13 protein-coding genes are annotated in these 16,325 nt (G+C 73.1%); 8 read left to right on the top strand and 5 right to left on the bottom strand.

All coding sequences use genetic code 11. The features are described from left to right. The first annotated feature begins 7 nt into the window (after positions 1–7). From ML5_RS28990 to ML5_RS28975, 4 genes are all read left to right on the top strand, one after another. Positions 8–1,963, top strand: a complete 1,956-nt coding sequence (locus ML5_RS28990; protein WP_013477235.1) for a translation factor GTPase family protein — start codon at positions 8–10, stop codon at positions 1,961–1,963. A gap of 124 nt (positions 1,964–2,087) precedes the next feature. Next, on the top strand, positions 2,088–2,906 hold the full coding sequence (locus ML5_RS28985) for a hypothetical protein (RefSeq protein ID WP_013477234.1): 819 nt from the start codon (positions 2,088–2,090) through the stop codon (positions 2,904–2,906). Between the two features lie 96 nt (positions 2,907–3,002). Further along, positions 3,003–3,536: a SigE family RNA polymerase sigma factor gene (locus tag ML5_RS28980; RefSeq protein WP_013477233.1), complete on the top strand. Its 534-nt coding sequence runs from the start codon at positions 3,003–3,005 to the stop codon at positions 3,534–3,536. Continuing rightward, the gene (locus tag ML5_RS28975; protein WP_013477232.1) at positions 3,523–4,716 is read left to right on the top strand and encodes a hypothetical protein; all 1,194 of its coding nucleotides are present in this window, start codon (positions 3,523–3,525) and stop codon (positions 4,714–4,716) included. The genes ML5_RS28980 and ML5_RS28975 overlap by 14 nt, the downstream gene beginning before the upstream one ends. Before the next feature lie 54 nt (positions 4,717–4,770). Here ML5_RS28975 and ML5_RS28970 read toward each other — a convergent pair whose 3' ends face one another. From ML5_RS28970 to ML5_RS28960, 3 genes are all read right to left on the bottom strand, one after another. Continuing rightward, entirely contained in the window at positions 4,771–7,524 is a 2,754-nt protein-coding gene (locus ML5_RS28970) for a beta-L-arabinofuranosidase domain-containing protein (protein ID WP_013477231.1), read from the bottom strand. 52 nt (positions 7,525–7,576) lie between these two features. Next, positions 7,577–8,959 (bottom strand): glycoside hydrolase family 43 protein, encoded by a 1,383-nt coding sequence (locus tag ML5_RS28965; RefSeq protein ID WP_013477230.1) that lies wholly within the window; start codon positions 8,957–8,959, stop codon positions 7,577–7,579. Positions 8,960–9,203: 244 nt separating this feature from the next. Next, entirely contained in the window at positions 9,204–9,416 is a 213-nt protein-coding gene (locus tag ML5_RS28960) for a hypothetical protein (RefSeq protein WP_013285733.1), read from the bottom strand. Between the two features lie 168 nt (positions 9,417–9,584). Here ML5_RS28960 and ML5_RS28955 point away from each other — a divergent pair, with 168 nt between their 5' ends. After that, positions 9,585–10,811 (top strand): sensor histidine kinase, encoded by a 1,227-nt coding sequence (locus ML5_RS28955; protein ID WP_013477229.1) that lies wholly within the window; start codon positions 9,585–9,587, stop codon positions 10,809–10,811. Next, on the top strand, positions 10,799–11,452 hold the full coding sequence (locus ML5_RS28950) for a response regulator transcription factor (protein ID WP_013477228.1): 654 nt from the start codon (positions 10,799–10,801) through the stop codon (positions 11,450–11,452). Before ML5_RS28955 ends, ML5_RS28950 begins: the two co-directional genes overlap by 13 nt. 60 nt (positions 11,453–11,512) lie before the next feature. Here the strand turns inward: ML5_RS28950 and ML5_RS28945 are convergent, their stop codons facing one another. Then, the gene (locus tag ML5_RS28945; RefSeq protein WP_013285736.1) at positions 11,513–12,679 is read right to left on the bottom strand and encodes a serine hydrolase; all 1,167 of its coding nucleotides are present in this window, start codon (positions 12,677–12,679) and stop codon (positions 11,513–11,515) included. A 234-nt stretch (positions 12,680–12,913) separates the two neighbouring features. On the opposite strand from ML5_RS28945, the gene ML5_RS28940 reads away from it, so the two are divergent. Next, positions 12,914–13,384, top strand: coding sequence for a hemerythrin domain-containing protein (locus tag ML5_RS28940; RefSeq protein WP_013477227.1), 471 nt, complete (start codon positions 12,914–12,916; stop codon positions 13,382–13,384). Between the two features lie 52 nt (positions 13,385–13,436). Here ML5_RS28940 and ML5_RS28935 read toward each other — a convergent pair whose 3' ends face one another. Then, the gene (locus ML5_RS28935; RefSeq protein WP_013477226.1) at positions 13,437–14,321 is read right to left on the bottom strand and encodes a hypothetical protein; all 885 of its coding nucleotides are present in this window, start codon (positions 14,319–14,321) and stop codon (positions 13,437–13,439) included. Between the two features lie 339 nt (positions 14,322–14,660). Here ML5_RS28935 and ML5_RS28930 point away from each other — a divergent pair, with 339 nt between their 5' ends. Further along, on the top strand, positions 14,661–16,280 hold the full coding sequence (locus ML5_RS28930; RefSeq protein WP_013477225.1) for a cellulose-binding domain-containing protein: 1,620 nt from the start codon (positions 14,661–14,663) through the stop codon (positions 16,278–16,280). Positions 16,281–16,325: the final 45 nt, after the last annotated feature.

Raw genomic sequence — 16,325 nt, 5'->3', positions numbered from 1 at the left:
CTCCGCCTTGGCCCTGTTGAACCTCGGAATCGTCGCGCATGTTGACGCCGGAAAGACCAGCCTGACCGAACGCCTGCTCTACGAGGCGGGCGCGGTGGCCGAGCCGGGCAGCGTCGACGCCGGCACGACCCGGACCGACTCGATAGAGCTGGAACGCCGCCGCGGCATCACCATCCGGGCGGCCGTCACCTCGATCACCATCGGCGACCTCAGCATCAACCTGCTGGACACCCCCGGCCACCCCGACTTCATCGCGGAGGTCGAGCGGTCGCTGGCCGTCCTCGACGCCGCAGTGCTCGTGGTGTCGAGCGTGGAGGGCGTCCAGCCGCAGACAGTCGCCATCTGGCGGGCGCTGCGCCGCATCGGCGTACCGACTGTGTTCTTCTTCAACAAGGTGGACCGTGGCGGCGCCGACGTGGACCGGGCGACGGCCCAGGTGCGGCAGCGGCTCGGGGCGCGGCCGGTCCTGCTCACCACTGTCACCGGCCAGGGCAGCCGCGAGGCCCTGGTGCATGCCGTGGACCTCGACGCCGAACCCGTGGTGGCGGAGGTGGCCGAGGTCGACGACGCGGTGGCGGCACGCTGGCTGACCGACCGGCCGGTACGTGTCCGCGACGTCCGCCGGGCGCTCCGCCGCGCGGTACGAGGCGCCGAGCTGGTCCCGGCGGTGTGCGGCTCGGCCATCACCGGCGCCGGGGTACGCCGGCTGTGCGACGTCCTGGCCGACCTGCTCCCGTACGGCGAGGCGCGGGACGGTCCGCCGGCGGGCACCGTCTTCGCCGTCGACCGGGACGGGCACGGCCGGCGCGTCTGGCTGCGGTTGTGGTCCGGGCGTCTGCGGGTGCGGGACCGGGTGCAGCTCGCCGGCGGTCGTCCGGAGCCGGTCACCGAGATCGCCGTCATCGAGCCCGCCGGCGTGCTGGTGCGCCGGTCGGTCTCCGCCGGGCAGATCGCGGCGGTACGCGGGGTGTCGGCCCGGATCGGCCAGCACATCGGCGACCCGCCACGGCGGCACGGCTACCGGTTCCCGCCACCGACCCGGCAGGCGGTCGTCGAGCCGGTCGACCCGGCGCAGCGCCTGGCGATGTTCGCCGGCCTGGCCGAGCTGGCCGACGAGGACCCGCTCGTGGACCTGCGCCTCGACGAGCAGCAGGCGGAAGCGGTGATCCGCCTGCACGGCGAGGTCCAGAAGGAGGTCCTCGCCGCCCTGATGGAGGACCGCTACGGCGTCCGGGTGCGGTTCTCCGGCACGCTCACCGCCTGCATCGAACGGGTCGCCGGCACCGGCCCCGCCGAGGAGCGGTTGCGCGAGCGCGGCAACCCGTACCTGGCCGGGCTGGGGTTGCGCATCGACGCCGCACCGGCCGGGCACGGCATCGAGTTCCGTCCCGGGATCGAGCCGGGCCGACTGCCGCCGGCCTTCGTCGCCGCCACCGAGGAGGGCGTGCGGGCCGCGCTGCGGCAGGGCCGGCACGGCTGGCCGGTCACCGACTGCACTGTCACCATGACGGCGTCCCGATACTGGCCCCGGCAGAGCCGGCCGCACCAGAAGTTCGACAAGTCGATCTCGACGGTGGCGGCGGACTTCCGCAACCTCGCCCCGGTCGTGGTCGCCGCCGCGCTGCGGCAGGCCGGTACGCGGGTGTGCCAGCCGATCGAGCGGTTCGACGTCAACCTGCCCCGGCACGCGGTCGAGACGGTGCTGGCGCTGCTCGGCCGGCTCGGCGCGGTCGTCCACGACACCGCAGTCGCTGGCGGCTACCTGGAGGTGAGCGGCACCCTGCCGTCCGCCCGGGTGCCGCGGGTCGTCGCCGCCCTGCCCGACCTCACCGGCGGCGAGGCGGTGCTGACCACCACCTTCGACCACTACGCTCCGGTCACCGGCGAGGAACCCCCGACACTGCCCCGGCGCGGACCGGACCCGGACGACCGGGAGGCGTGGTTCCGGGCCGTACCGAGGTAGGCCGCGCCGGGCGGCGACGGGAGCGTTGCGGCGATAGGATCACCGGCGCCCGCCGCCGCCCGTACCCGTTGGAGCCCCGCTGTCAGCGCAGCCGGTCACCCACCTCGCCCGGCGTGTCCGCCGGGTGCTGACCGCGGTGTGTCTGCTCGTCGTTGCCGGGTTGCCCGCAGGGTCGTCGGGCGCCGGCGCCGCCGGCGCGGGAACGCTGCGGGTGCTCCAGATGAACCTCTGCAACAGCGGCCGGGCCGGCTGCTACACCGGCCGGGCCGTCCCGCAGGCCGCCGACGTCATCGCCGCGGAACTGCCCGACGTGGTCACGCTCAACGAGGTCTGCCGCGACGACATGGCGACGCTTGCGCGTACGCTGCGGGCCGTCCGTGCCGGTGGCACGACGGTGTCCGCGTTCCAGGCCGCCGGTGACCGCCCCTCCGGCGGTCCCACCCGGTGCAACAACGGCGAGCCGTACGGGATCGGGTTGCTGGCCCGCCTCGACGCCCGCGATGCGCGGCCGTCGGTGCACCGGGGGACCTATCCGGCGCAGGACCTCGCCGACCCCGAGGAGCGGGTCTGGCTCTGCGTCCGGGCCGACGGGCTGCACGCGTGCACCACGCACCTGGCGAACACCAGCGGCCAGGTGGCGCTGGCCCAGTGCGGGCAGTTGCTCGGCACCGTCGTGCCGGGCGTCCGGGGCGACGCCGTCGGCGCGCCGACCGTCCTCGGGGGTGACCTCAACCTGCGGGCCGGAGGCATGCCGGACGTGCGGTCGTGCGTGCCGGTGGGCTACCGGCGGATCGACGACGGCGGCCGCCAGCAGATCCTGGCCTCGAGCGGCGTGACGATCTGCTGCCGCCGCGCGGTGGACATGCGCGGGGCGACCGACCATCCGGCGCTGCTGGCGACCATGATCCGCTCGTGGCCGGCGCCGCCACCGGGACGGTACTGACCGAGGTCTCCGGACACGCGGCGGAATTGGTCCGCCGTCCGTGCAACTTCCCGGGCGGGCGTAGCCGTTCTACCTCCGTCACGAGGAGGCAGTCGATTGAAAGCCGAAGACGAGCAAGCGTTCCGCGAGTTCGTGACGTCACAGATGGCGTCCCTGCGCAAGCTGGCGTACATGACCTGCGGCGACTGGCACGCCGCGGAGGACGCCGTGGCAAACGCGCTGGTCAAGCTCTATCCACGCTGGCGGAAGCTGGAGCGGCCCGATCTCTACGTCAAGACCATGGTCTACCGGGCCGCGATCGACGAGACCCGCCGGCCCTGGCGGCGCGAGCGGTCGGCCGGCGACGCCATGCCGGACTCCGCGGTGCGGGACACGGCGGCGGTGACTGACGAGCGGATGCGCCTGCGGGCGGCGCTCGAAGCCGTCCCGGCGGGACAGCGGGCCGCCGTGGTGCTCCGGCACTACCTGGACCTGAGCCTGGAGGACACGGCCGCCGTGCTCGACTGCACGGTCGGCACGGCCAAGAGCCAGGTCTCCCGTGGGCTGGCGAAGCTGCGCGAGTCACTCGGCGGCGAACACCTCAATCTCACCGGCAGGCCGATGGAGGAGTGGACAAATGCAGTTGCGTGAGCTGGTGGACGCCGTGACCGGCGACGAGCCGCCGATGGGCCGTACCGTCGACGACATCGTCGCGGCCGGGCGGCGCGCCGAGCGGCGCCGCCGGAACCGGTTCGCGACAGCCGGCGCGGCGGGCCTCGTCGCGGTGGCGGTCGCCGCCGCGATCACGGTGCCGACCCTGGACGCGAGGCGCACCGCCTCGGCGCTGTCCGAGGCGCCGCGTCCGGGCGTCAGCCCCTGGCCGGACGCCTCGCCGTTCACCTTCACCTTCACCGGGTACGACGCCGGCACGCTGCACGTGCAGGACCCGATCGTCGTGTCGACCGCGTACCAGATCGCCCCCGTCTACTCCGACCGGCACACCTCGAACGACAAGCCCGTCAGCCAGGACGAGGCCGAGGCGTTCGAGCAGGAGAGGACGGCCGCCGGGGCGAAGCCGACTCTGTGGGCGTACCTGACCGTCTACCGGCCCGGCGCCTTCGATCCGGCCGCGGTCAAGGACGGTCGGAGCGTCAGGGTGGCCGGGCGCAGGGCGGTGCAGGCGACGCTGCCGTTCGGCCTCGACCCGCGCAACCCGGTGGATCCGGGCAACAAGCTGTTCGCCTGGGAGTACGCCCACAACGCCTGGGCGGCCGTCACGTCGATCGCCGGCGACGCGGCGACGCCGAGCTTCGCGGACCTGAGCGGCCTGGTCGCGGGCCTGAAGCCGGCCGGGCCGACGCCGGCGCCGCTGCCGTTCACGGTGGGCTACCTGCCGCGGGGTTACGTGCCGCTCCAGGTGGGCACGCACGCCATGCCCGGCCTGAGCGGCATCGCCACCGCCCGCGCCGGTGACTACGGCGGCGCGACGTACACCAGGCCGCCCCTGCGCACCTCGGGCCTGACCGCGCCGTTCGACTCGGTCGAGGGCGGGATCAGGGACGGGTTCCACATCTTCGTCACGCCGAGCACCAGCTCCAACCAGTCACCGGAGCCCGGTGCGACGAAGTGCTACCCGGGGGCGGCCCGCGGAGGCGGGTTCTGCAACATCTGGAGCGCCGACGGCACTGTCGTCGTCCAGGTCAGCTCCGAGGGCGTCGGCGGCCGGCTGCCCCAGGCCGAGCTGCTGCGGATCGCCGAGGGGATCACCGTCGCCGACGACGTGCGGGACGAGTCGACCTGGACTCCCGCCCCGGACGCCCTGACGCCCTGACCGATCCCGGTGGCGGTGGGAGCGGCCGGACCGCTCCCACCGTCACCGCCTGATCTACAGGAACCGCCAGCGCTGGTGCGCGGCCCCGGTGTCGTCGGCGAGGACCGCCTGCGCACCCTGGGCGCCGGAGCCGCCGCTGAGCCCGAGCACCCGGCCCCCGTTCGCGCACTGGATGCGGAACCAGCCGCCTCCGCCGTGCCGCAGCCGCCACCTGTGGTCGGCGGTGCCGTTGTCGGCCCACTGGACGATCCGGGCGCCGGCCGCTGTCGAGCCGCCCTCGACGCCCAGCACCTTGCCGCTGTTGCCGTTGCGCAGCCGCAGGTAGCCGCCGGTGTCCACGAGCGCGGTCCAGAGGTGGTCGGCGGTGCCGGTGTCGCCCCACTGGACGACCAGCCCGCCGTCCGCTGCGGACATGTTCTGCACGCCGAGCACCAGACCGCTGCCGAGGTTCTGGATCCGCCGCGCCCCGTTGGGCAGGAACCGCCACTGGTTGTCCAGGCTGCCGTTGTCCGGGTCCTGCACGGCGAACGCGCCCTGGGCGGTCGAACCGCCGGAGATGCCGAGCAGCTTGCCGGTGTGCACGTTGCGCAGCTTGTGGCTGCCGTCGCCCACGTCGACCACTGTCCACAGGTGGTCGGCGGTGCCGTTGTCCGCCCACTGGAGGATCCGGGCGTTGTCAGCCGTGGACATGTTCTCCACGCCCAGCACCTTGCCGCTGTTGACGTTGCGCAGCCGCAGCGCCGACCCGTCGACCACCAGCTGCCAGTCGTGGTCGGCGGTGCCGGTGTCGCCCCACTGGAGCGCGAGCCCGCCGTCGGCTGTGGACATGTTCTGGATGCCGAGCACCAGGCCGCTCGCCGCGTTGGCGAGCCGGAAGCTCGCCTCCCCGCCGCCACCGCCCGCGCCGACCCGCCAGTAGACCGTGTAGTTGTGCCCGTGGGCGTCGTAGAACGGGCCGAGGTTGACGGTGGCGCCGTCGGCCCGGGCGGTGAACGCGAGACTGCCGGCGGCGGTGCGGGTCACCGAGCCGGGGTCCAGCGTCGGCAGGCCGCTCAACGTGGCGTTGCCGTAGTTACCGGAGAGCACCACCGGCCCGTACGTGACGGCCTGCACAGCGGCGTCGTCGTTGGCCGCCACAGTGGTGACCCGCATCGGCAGCCGGACCGTGACCGTGTCGCCGGACGTCCAGGCGCGGGTCAGGACGGCGTAGCTGCCCGGCGTGGCGGCGATGCCCGCCGCGACGCCGTTGACGCTGACGCTCGCCCCGCTGGTCCACGCCGGGATCCGGATCCGCATCGTCCACGACCCGGCCACCGAGCCGGTGACGGTCAGCGTCGTGGTGTCGCCGACCGGGTACGAGGTGGCCTGCGTGACGGTGATGCCGCGCTGGCTCCAGGTGAGCACCGAGGGGACGAACAGGTTGACGGTCAGCGTGGTGCCGTTGTGGAAGTAGATCGCGTCCGCCAGCGTCGTGTTGGTCTCCAGCCCGGTGCCCTGGCAGCACCAGAACGAGTTGTAGTCGGTGCTCCACGTGCCGCCGCCCCACGCCGGGCCGACACCGCGGCGCCCGCCCGGGTTGAGCGGGGTGAAGTACGTGACGTGGCCGTGCGCGTCGGCCGGGTTCTGCTGGCCGATCATGTGGTTGAGCAGCGCGCGCTCGTAGAAGTCGGCGTACGCGACCCGGTCCGGGTCGAGCTGCCAGAGTTCCCGGGTCAGCTTGAGCATGTTGTACGTGTTGCAGGCCTCGCACGTGTCGTTGCGCAGGTAGCCGGCGATCGCGTTGGGTGCCCGGAAGTGCTCGGCCTGGCTGTTGCCGCCGATGGCGTACGTGTGCGCGCCGACCGTGATGGCCCACGCGTTCGCGGCGATGTCCCGGTAGCGGGTGACGCCGGTGGCCTTGTACTCCCGGGCCGCGCCGATCCACTTGGGCACCTGCGTGTTGGCGTGCAGCCCGTTGAGCTGGTCGGAGTTGGCGGCGAGCGGGTTGAACACGGCGGCGTGGTCGAACCGCTGCGCGACAGTCAGCCACCGCCCGTCACCGGTCTGCTGGTAGAGGTCGGTCAGCACCGCGTTCATGCCGCCGAACTCGGTGCCGAGCATGGCCTGCATCTGGGCCGAGGTGAGCCGGCCGGTGCGCTGGTCGACCCACCCGGCCAGCGCCAGCAGCACGTCCCGGGCCTGGGTGCTGCCGATCAGCCGCCACACGTCCAGCAGCCCGGCGAGCGTCTTGTGGATGCAGTAGTAGGGCACGTTGCCGTTGCTGAGCGTCCGCGCCTCCAGCGCGGTGAAGTCGGACTCCGGGAAGCCGGACAGGTACCCGGCGCTGAACCCGGCCGCGCCGTTGTTGGCCTGGCAGCGGGCCAGTTCGGCGACCATGGTGAGTGCCTTGTCCCGGCAGGTGGTGTCGCCGAGCACCGCCCACGCCTGTGCCCAGGCGGTCAGGAAGTGCCCCTGCATGTGGGTGCGGAACGGGAAGTTGGGCGCGTCCCAGCCGCCGTTGGCGGCGGCGCCGCCGGTGGACAGGCGGTGGTTGGCCCGGAAGTTGTAGAGCAGCCGGTTCACGTCGACGAAGCGCAGGTAGGCGACCGTACGGTTCTGGTTGTCCTGCCAGCGGCCGGCGGTCAGCCGTACCTGGCCGGGGTCGAACGCGTACGCGGACACGCCGATGTCGGGGCGGGCCGGTGGCAGCGCGGCGTGTGCCGTACCGCCTGCGGAGACGGACCCGGCGGCGGCGCCGGCGGTGGCCGCGACGGCTGTCGCGGCGGTCGTACGCAGGAGGAATCGGCGGTTCACCAGGGGAGCGGGCATGGCGGCCTCCGTGGCGGGGGACGGTGGTGGTGGGGGACGGTGGTGGGGGCGGTTACGCGGTGACCCGGAACGTGGCGTCCTGCCTGTCGATCGCGGGGGAGCCGGCGCCGAGCGGGTCGATGCGCAGTCGGTAGTCGTAGTGCCGCAGGTAGCGGGTGGGGAAGTTGTGCGAGCGGAACGACGACCAGGTGCTGTCCGCCAGGCCGGCGGTGAGGTGGAAGGTGGCGTCGGCGCGGAACGTGGCGGTGCCGTCGTTCGGGTCCAGCCGGACCGCGTAGTCGTAGTGCCGCAGGTAGTTGCCGGGGTAGTTGACCGACTCGAACGAGACGGCGGCGGAGTCGGCCAGGCCGGGGACCATGCGCCACATCTGGTCCTGGTAGGGGTCGAACGGGTACGCGTCGACGCGGGCGATCCGGTCGGCGTGCCGGACGTAGCGGTCGGGCAGGTTCGACGACTTGAGCCGCACCCAGTTCGGCGTGCCCCAGCGGTTGACCATCCCGGCGTACTCGGCGTCGCTGATGCCGACCATCGAGCCGTGCTTGGAGTTCAGCGGTGGGGTGTAGTCGCGCTGGTTCAGCGGCGTCCACGAGTTGCCCGCGATGGTGGTGGTGGACCAGGCGTAGTAGTCGTTGTTGACCGGGCTGAACGAGTCGCCCCACAGCCGCCAGCCGCCCTCGTTCGTGCGCAGCAGCAGCGGCGCCTCGATCGCGTTGCCCTGCCGCAGCCCGCTGGTGTACGTGGTGAAGCTGTTCGGCGCGCCGGTGGCGGACCGGGCGCCGTACAGGTACCCGTCGTCGAGGTTCTTGTAGTAGAGGTACGTGGTGCCGCCGTCGACCACCACGTCGCCGTCGAGCACGCCGAAGCCCGGGCTGAAGTAGACCTGCGGTGCGCTGACGGTGCGGAAGTCGCTTGTGTAGTTGACGAACAGCACGTCCCGGCCGTTGTTGGCGGAGTAGACGATGGCGTACTGGCCGCGGGCGGCGTCCCAGAACGCGGTCGGCGCCCACGTGTGGGTGTCCAGCGTGTGCATCCGGATGCGCCGGTAACCGGTGAACGCGGTCAGGTCGGTGGAGTCCCACACGTGCAGGTACTGGCTGGTCAGCCCCCAGTTGGTGCCCTTGAGGTCGGTGGCGAGCACCACGAACGTGCCGTCGGTTCTGCGCAGCACGAACGGGTCGCGCAGGCCGAGCTGCCCGGCGGTCGGGGTGACGACCGGGTTGTTCTGGTTCAGCGGGGTCCAGTTGAGGCCGTCCCGGCTGACGGCCAGGTGCAGGCCGTAGTCGGCGCCGAGACCGTTCGGCGTCTCGGTGAAGTAGGCCATGGCGTAGGCCGTGTTCGGCGCGGCGAGCGCGCCGCGGGGCAGGCTGAGCGCGCCGGAGGCGGCTGCAGCGGTGGACAGGGCACCGAGGGTGAACGCGCGTCGGGTCAGGGGCACGAGGGGCCCTCCTCTGCGGTGGGGATGACGTCCGCGTTAGCGCTAACAATCTCCCCTAGCCTGGCGTTCACATAGTCGTCTGTCAATCGAGTGGTGACGTTAACGCGCTCAGCCGCGGACCTCCCGCGACGACACCAGTCGTACCAGCCGGGGGAGTGGTCGCCGGGCGAACGCCGCAGGGCGGGCCGATCGTCGTCCCGGCCCGCCCCGCCCGGCTTCCCGGCGCCGCCCGCACGGCGGCGGGTCAGCGGTTGCGGTAGTGGTTCACTGCCAGCGCCGCGCCTGATGCGAGCGCCAGCGCGCCGAAGGCCGAACCGGCCCACGGGTTGCCCAGGACGCTCGACAGCGTCACGTTCGCCGCCACGCTGACGACGAGCACCAGCCAGAGCAGCGGGCGCATCCGGGTGACGGGCGTCGTCGCGGCGGTGTTCTCGGCGGTACGGTCCAGGTCGTTCACGGCTGCCTCCTCGGGTGACGTCCTTGCACCTCGACGCTAGGCGCGCGGCCGGCCGGGAACGATCCCGCCAGCACGACGACCGGGGTACAGCAGGCTGTACTTTCCGCGCCCGGACCTGACGGACGGCGACAGCGGTGACCTATCGTGGCGGCCGGGGGTGGGCCGGGGATGGAGTACGTACACAGGCGGTTCCGCGCCGCGGTGGACGCGCTGGAGCACCTCGTCGGCGGGCTCGGCACCGCCGTGCTGGCGCTCGGCGCGCTGTTCGGGGCCGTCGTCGTGGCGGCGGCCTGCGTCGGCGGGGTCGGACTGCTGCTCGTACCCGGGATGCTGCGGGCGGTGCGGTCGGTGGCCGACCGCGAGCGTGCCCGGCTGTCCCGGTGGGGGCCGCCGATCCCGTCGCCCGGCCCGGTGCCGGCCGGGGTTCGCCCGGCGCTGCGCGACCCGGTCGTCCGGCGGGAACTGCGCTGGGTGGCCACCCACGGAACGCTCGGCTTCGGCGCCGGGCTGATCGCGCTCGCGCTGCCGATCTACGCCGTGCAGGACATGACGTTCCCGCTGTGGTACCGGCTGGTGCCGCCGGACGCCGGTGCGCCGGGGATCGGCTGGTGGCGCGTCGACGGACTCGGCGACGCGCTCACTGTCGGCGTGCTCGGCATCGGGTGGCTGGTGCTCGCGGTCGCGACCGGGCCGGCCCTGGCGCGGATCCAGGCCCGGCCGGGCCGCCGGCTGCTGCCCCCGCCGCCCGGGTTCGACCTGTCGCTGCGGGTCGCCGAACTCACCGCCACCCGGGCCGCCGCGCTCGACGCCCACGCGGTGGAGCTGCGCCGGATCGAACGCTCGCTGCACGACGGCACGCAGAACCGGCTGGTCGCGGTGAACGTGCTGCTCGGCGCCGCGCGGCGGGCGGTACGCCGTGACCCGGCCCGCGCCGACGAGATCCTGGAACGCGCGCAGAACGCGGCCGAGCAGGCGCTCGGTGAGCTGCGTACGGTGGTGCGCGGCATCCTGCCGCCGGTGCTCGGCGACCGGGGCCTGGCCGGGGCGCTCGACGGACTCGCCGCGGAGTGCGCGGTGCCGTGCCGCCTGTCGGTGGACGTCGACGTGCGCTGCGCGGCGTCGGTCGAGGCCACCGCGTACTTCGTGGTGGCCGAGGCGTTGACGAACGTGGTCCGGCACAGCGGCGCGAGCGCGGTGGACGTCGCCGTGCGCCGGGAGGGGAACCGGCTGCTCGTCATAGTCACCGACGACGGGCGCGGGGACGCCGACGAGACGCGCGGCTCCGGGCTGACCGGCATCCGCCGCCGGGTCGAGGCGTACGACGGGCGGATGACGCTGACGAGTCCACCGGGAGGACCGACGAGGATGCACGTGGAGCTGCCATGCGGATCGTGATCGCCGAGGACGACGCGCTGCTGCGCGAAGGGCTGGCGCTGCTGCTGCGCGCCGAGGACCTGGACGTGGTGGCCACCGCGGGCACGCCGGGGGAGTTCCTGGCCGCCGTGGACGAGCACCGGCCGGACGTGGCGATCGTCGACGTGCGGATGCCGCCCACGCACACCGACGAGGGGATCGTCGCCGCGGTCGAGGCCCGCCGCCGCCTGCCGGGCCTCGCGGTGCTGGTCCTGTCGGCGTACGTCGAGCAGGCGTTCGCCACCGAGCTGTTCTCGGTCGGTGCCTCCGGGCTCGGCTACCTGCTCAAGGAGCGGGTGGGCCGGGTCGAGGAGTTCCTCGCCGCGCTGCACCGCGTCGCGGCCGGCGGCAGCGTGATCGACCCGGAGGTGGTCGGGCAGCTGCTCGCCCGCAACCGGCGGCCGGACACCGCGCTGGCCGAGCTGTCGCCGCGTGAGCACGAGGTGCTGGCGCTGATGGCCGAAGGGCTGGGCAACGGCGCGATCGCGGAACGGCTGTTCGTCACCGACGGCGCGGTGCACAAGCACATCCGCAGCATCTTCGCGAAGCTGAGCCTGCCGCCTGACGACCGCGCCGGCCGCCGGGTCACCGCCGTGCTGCGCTACCTCGACGGCCGGCGGTAGACGCACGCACGTCCGCGCGCCGCCTCGCGGGAGGCGGCGCGCGTGCGGTGTCGAGGCGGATCAGCGGCGGGTGCCGCACAGGGCCGCGTCGACGGTGCTGGTGACCGCCTCCAGCATCTCCATGCTCGTCGGCAGCCCGGTCACCGCGACCACCGCGCTGCGCCCGTCCGTGGTGGACAGGTTGCGGGTCTGGAAGCCCTGGATGTCACCGCCGTGCCCCCAGGCGTGACCGCCGCAGGGCAGCTCGTGCCGGGCGATGCCCAGGCCGTACTCCCAGACGCCGCTGGGCTCGAAGTCGGGCGCCGGCACGGTACGCGTCAGGGCCGCCTGCTGGGCCGGCTCGAGCAGCCGGCCCGCCAGCAGTGCCTCGAAGAACGTGCGCAGGTCCGACGGCGTCGAGACGAGCTGGCCGGCGGCCCAGCCCAGCGACGGGTCCATCCGGGTCACGTCGACCCACGGCGCGCCGGGCTCCACCGCCACGTATCCGCGCGGCAGCCGGCCGGGCAGGTCCTGCTCGCCGGTCTGCGGCCAGTACGTGTCGCGCAGCCGCAGCGGCTCGATGATCCGCCGGGTGATCTCCTCGCCGACCGGGCGCTGGGTGACCCGCTCGACGATCAGTCCGGCCAGGACGAAGTTGGTGTTGCTGTACTCCCACTTCTCGCCCGGCGGGAAGTGCCGCGACTGGGTGAGCGCCTCGTCCAGCAGCCGGCGCGGGTCGAAGTAGTCGCTGCGCCGGTCCACGAGGTCCTGCGCCTTGCCGAACACCACGTCGTCGTAGTCGGGCAGGCCGCTGGTCTGCTGGAGCAGCTGGCGTACGGTGATCCGCCGCCCGTCGTTGCCGTTGGCGCGCACCAAGCCGGGCAGGTAGCGCTCGACGCTGGCGTCCAGGTCGATCCGGCCCTCGCCGACGAGCTGGAGGACGACCACGGCGGTGAACGTCTTGGTGTTGCTGCCGACGCGCACCCGGGCGTCGCGGGGAATCCCGGCGCCGGTGCGCAGGTCACCGACCCCGGCGGTGTAGTCGCGCACCCGGCCGTCGCGGCGTACGGAGGCCAGCGCCCCGGGGAAGCCGTGCTCGGCGACCAGGCCGTCCAGTCGCTGCTGGACGGCGTCGGCGGCCGGACGCCGGGCGTCGGTGGTGGTGGCGGACGCGGCGGGCACACCCAGCGCGGTGACGGTGAGCAGGGCCGCGGCGCCGACGGCCACCGGGAAGGTACGGCGGGTCATGGGAACTCCTCGACGGAGGTGAACGGGTACGACCTCAAGCCTCGGAGAACCGGGCCCCGCGCTCCATACCGCCAGCTGCCGAACCGGGGTAGCGCTGGCACTACTTGATGGCGCCGATGCCGCCGGTTAGGCTCCGCCCAGCGTCGCGTGCCGGTGGCAGACCGTGTCAGGCATGGAGGCGCCGGATCGAAGGGAGTACGACGATGACACTCGTCGTCCCTTCGCCCTCGCCTCATGGCTGAGGGCGAACAGACCAGGCTGGTGGCCTGGAGCCGCGAGATGCGCGCCGTTCACGAGCGGCTGCGCGAGGCGCTGGCGGTGACCCGGCGGGCGCTCGCCGACGGCGAGCCGGCCCGCCCGGCGACACGTGAGCTGCTGTTGTTCTGCCACGGGTTCTGCGCGGCGCTGACCGCGCATCACGAGGGCGAGGACCACAGCCTCTTCCCGGCGATCGCAGCGCGGCATCCGGAGCTGCGCGGCACGCTGGACCGGCTGCGGCAGGACCACTCGATGATCGGGTACCTGCTGACCGGGCTGAGCGCGGTGGTGGCCCGCGACGCCCCGCCCGGGGAACTGGCCCGGCACCTGGAGGGCGTGGCGGCGATCATGGAGTCGCACTTCCGGTACGAGGAACGGCAACTGCTCACCGTGCTGGAGACGCTCTCGCTGGACGCCGACCCGGGCGACGTGTTCGGGCCGTTGTGACCGCTGTCGCGGCCCGGCGGGATGCGCACCGCCGGGCCGCGACCGGTCCCTGTCAGTTCAGGCCGCAGGTGGCGAACCCGTCCAGGTTCGGCCGCTGCGCGCCGACCCGGTTGAACGCGATCTCGATGCGGTCGAGCGCCGCGACGCGCTTGCTGCGCAGCGGGCCGAGGATGGCGTTGTCGATGAACGCCGGTCCGCCCTCGGGGCGTACCGCGAGCCGGGCCAGCCGGGCGTCGGCCTCGGCGATCTGCTTGTCCAGCGTGGCCAGTTCGGCCTGCACCTGGCCCGCGGCCGCCGCCGGGACGGCGGGGAGCACGACGCGGGGGCAGTTGACGGTCCGCGCCGCGCCGCCGACGTTACCGTTCTGGCCGCCCGCGTTGCCGTTCTGACCCCCGGCGTTGCCGTTGCCGTTCTGAGCGTTGCCGTTCTGCCCGCCGGCGTTGCCGTTGCCGTTCTGGCCGGCACCGTTCTGGCCGGCGCCGCCGTTGACGGCGCTCGGCACGCCCGGGGCGTTGAGCGAGCAGGCCGCCAGCGCGTCCAGGTTAGGTCGCTGCGCGCCGATCCGGTTGAAGGCGATCTCGATGCGGTCGAGCACGGCGACGCGCTTGCTGCGCAGCGGGCCGAGGATGGCGTTGTCGATGAACGCCGGTCCGCCCTCGGGGCGTACCGCCTGCCGGGCCAGCCGCTCGTTCTGCCGGGCGATCTCCTGGTCCAGGTTGGCCAGTTCCCGTTCCACCTGGGCCGACGCCGCAGCGGGCACGGCGGGCAGCTTGTCGCGTACGGTCGGGCAGTTCACGGTCTGCGCGGCGGCTGTGGTGGCCGGGCGGTTGTTCTCGCCCGCCGACGCCAGTTGCAGTCCGCCGGCGAACAACAGCGCCGCGAGGGCGCCCACCCCGCCGAGCTTCAGGACCGCGGTCTTGCGCGTACCCCTGGCCATGCACCTCTCCTCTGGTTGACCGGGAGGGCCGGTGCGGCGGCTGCCGCCCCGTCTCCACGGTGCGAAGTGACGACTGGAGGAATCGTGCTCGTGCCCGCTCCGGCATCGCGGTTCCGGCCGATGTTCCGGTCGGCAGTGGATACGGACGGCGCGTCGAGATCGTTCAGTACGTACCGAGGTTTGACCACATCGACGTCCGTCGTTAGGCTGCGCTGAAAGCGCTTACTGCGCGGGAGACGTGAGCGTTCGTGGGACGTCCGGGTATCAAGGCCCGCCCCCGACACCGACAGGGCATCGGTGCCGGCGCGGGCATGGCACCACCACCCGCAGGAGACCAGCATGATCAACCGACACCACCGTACGGTGTTGTGGACGTCCGCCGCGGCGACGGCCGCGCTCGCCGCGTCCGGCCTGGCCGTCGGCGCGACCGCCGCGCAGGCGGCCGCCGGCTGCCGCGTCGACTACGCCGTCACCGCGCAGTGGGGCGGCGGCTTCACCGCCAACGTCAACCTGACGAACCTCGGCGACCCGCTCAACGGATGGGCCGTCACCTGGACGTTCGCCGCCGGTCAGACCGTCGCCCAGGCCTGGGGCGCCGAGATCACCGCCAGCGGCGCCTCGGTGCGGGCCGCCAACGTCAGCTACAACGGCAGCCTGGGCACCAACGCGAGCACGTCGTTCGGCTTCAACGGCACCTGGAACAACAGCAGCAACCCGGTCCCGGCCTCGTTCGCCGTCAACGGTGTCACCTGCACCGGCGGCGTCACCCCCACCACCGGCACGCCGCCGACCAGCGCCCCGCCGCCGAGTACGCCGCCGCCCAGCAGCCCGCCCCCGAGCACGCCGCCGCCCAGCACGCCGCCGCCGACCGGCGGCGCGATCTACGCCGCGCCGAACGGCACCGCTGGGGCGGCCGGCACCCAGGCCAGCCCCACCACGATCGCCGCGGCGATCACCCGCGTCGGCGCGGGCGGCACGATCTACCTGCGCGGCGGCACCTACAACCTGTCCCAGACGGTCACCGTCGCCGCCGGCAACAACGGCACGTCGAGCGCCCGCAAGAACCTGTACGCCTACCCGGGTGAGACGCCGATCCTGAACTTCTCCGCGATGAGTGAGGACCCGGCCAACCGAGGGCTCGCGCTGAACGCCTCGTACTGGCACGTGCGCGGGATCGTGGTGGAGCGGGCCGGTGACAACGGCATCTTCGTCGGCGGCAGCAACAACATCATCGAGCGGACGGTGACCCGCTTCAACCGCGACACCGGACTGCAACTGTCCCGGATCGCCTCCAGCACGCCCCGCGACCAGTGGCCCGCCAACAACCTCATGGTCAGCGTGGAGTCGCACGACAACGCCGACTCCGACGGCGAGGACGCCGACGGCTTCGCGGCCAAGCTCACCGTCGGCGGCGGCAACGTCTTCCGGTACGCGGTGTCGCACCACAACATCGACGACGGGTGGGACCTGTACACCAAGTCCGACACCGGCGCGATCGGCACGGTGACCATCGAGGACTCGCTCGCGTACAGCAACGGCACGCTGAGCAACGGCACGCAGAACGGCAACGGCGACCGCAACGGCTTCAAGCTCGGCGGCGAGGACATCGCGGTGAACCACACCGTCCGGCGCACCATCGCGTACCGCAACGGCAAGCACGGGTTCACGTACAACCGCAACCCGGGCACGATGACGATCTCGAACAACCTGAGCATCGACAACACCGAACGCAACTTCTCGTTCGACGCCGGCACCTCGGTGTTCCGGAACAACACGTCCTGCCGCTTCGCCGGCAGCGGCTCCAACGACAAGACGGTCGGCAACGTGGACGGCTCGAACCAGTTCTGGTCCGGCAGCAACGGCTCCCGCTGCTCCACGTACTCCGGCGCCCTCGCCTGGTCCTTCACCGGCGACGGCCGCCTCACGGTGACCCTGGGCGGCCGCCCCGTCTCCCTCTGACCCCCGGCCCACCCGGTTGATCATGAGGTTGGCGGCCGGATCGGA

This window comes from Micromonospora sp. L5, from assembly GCF_000177655.2.
Taxonomy (GTDB): domain Bacteria; phylum Actinomycetota; class Actinomycetes; order Mycobacteriales; family Micromonosporaceae; genus Micromonospora; species Micromonospora aurantiaca.
The sequence above is the reverse complement of the archived record's forward strand: the minus strand, read 5'-3'. Positions and strand labels throughout refer to the sequence as shown.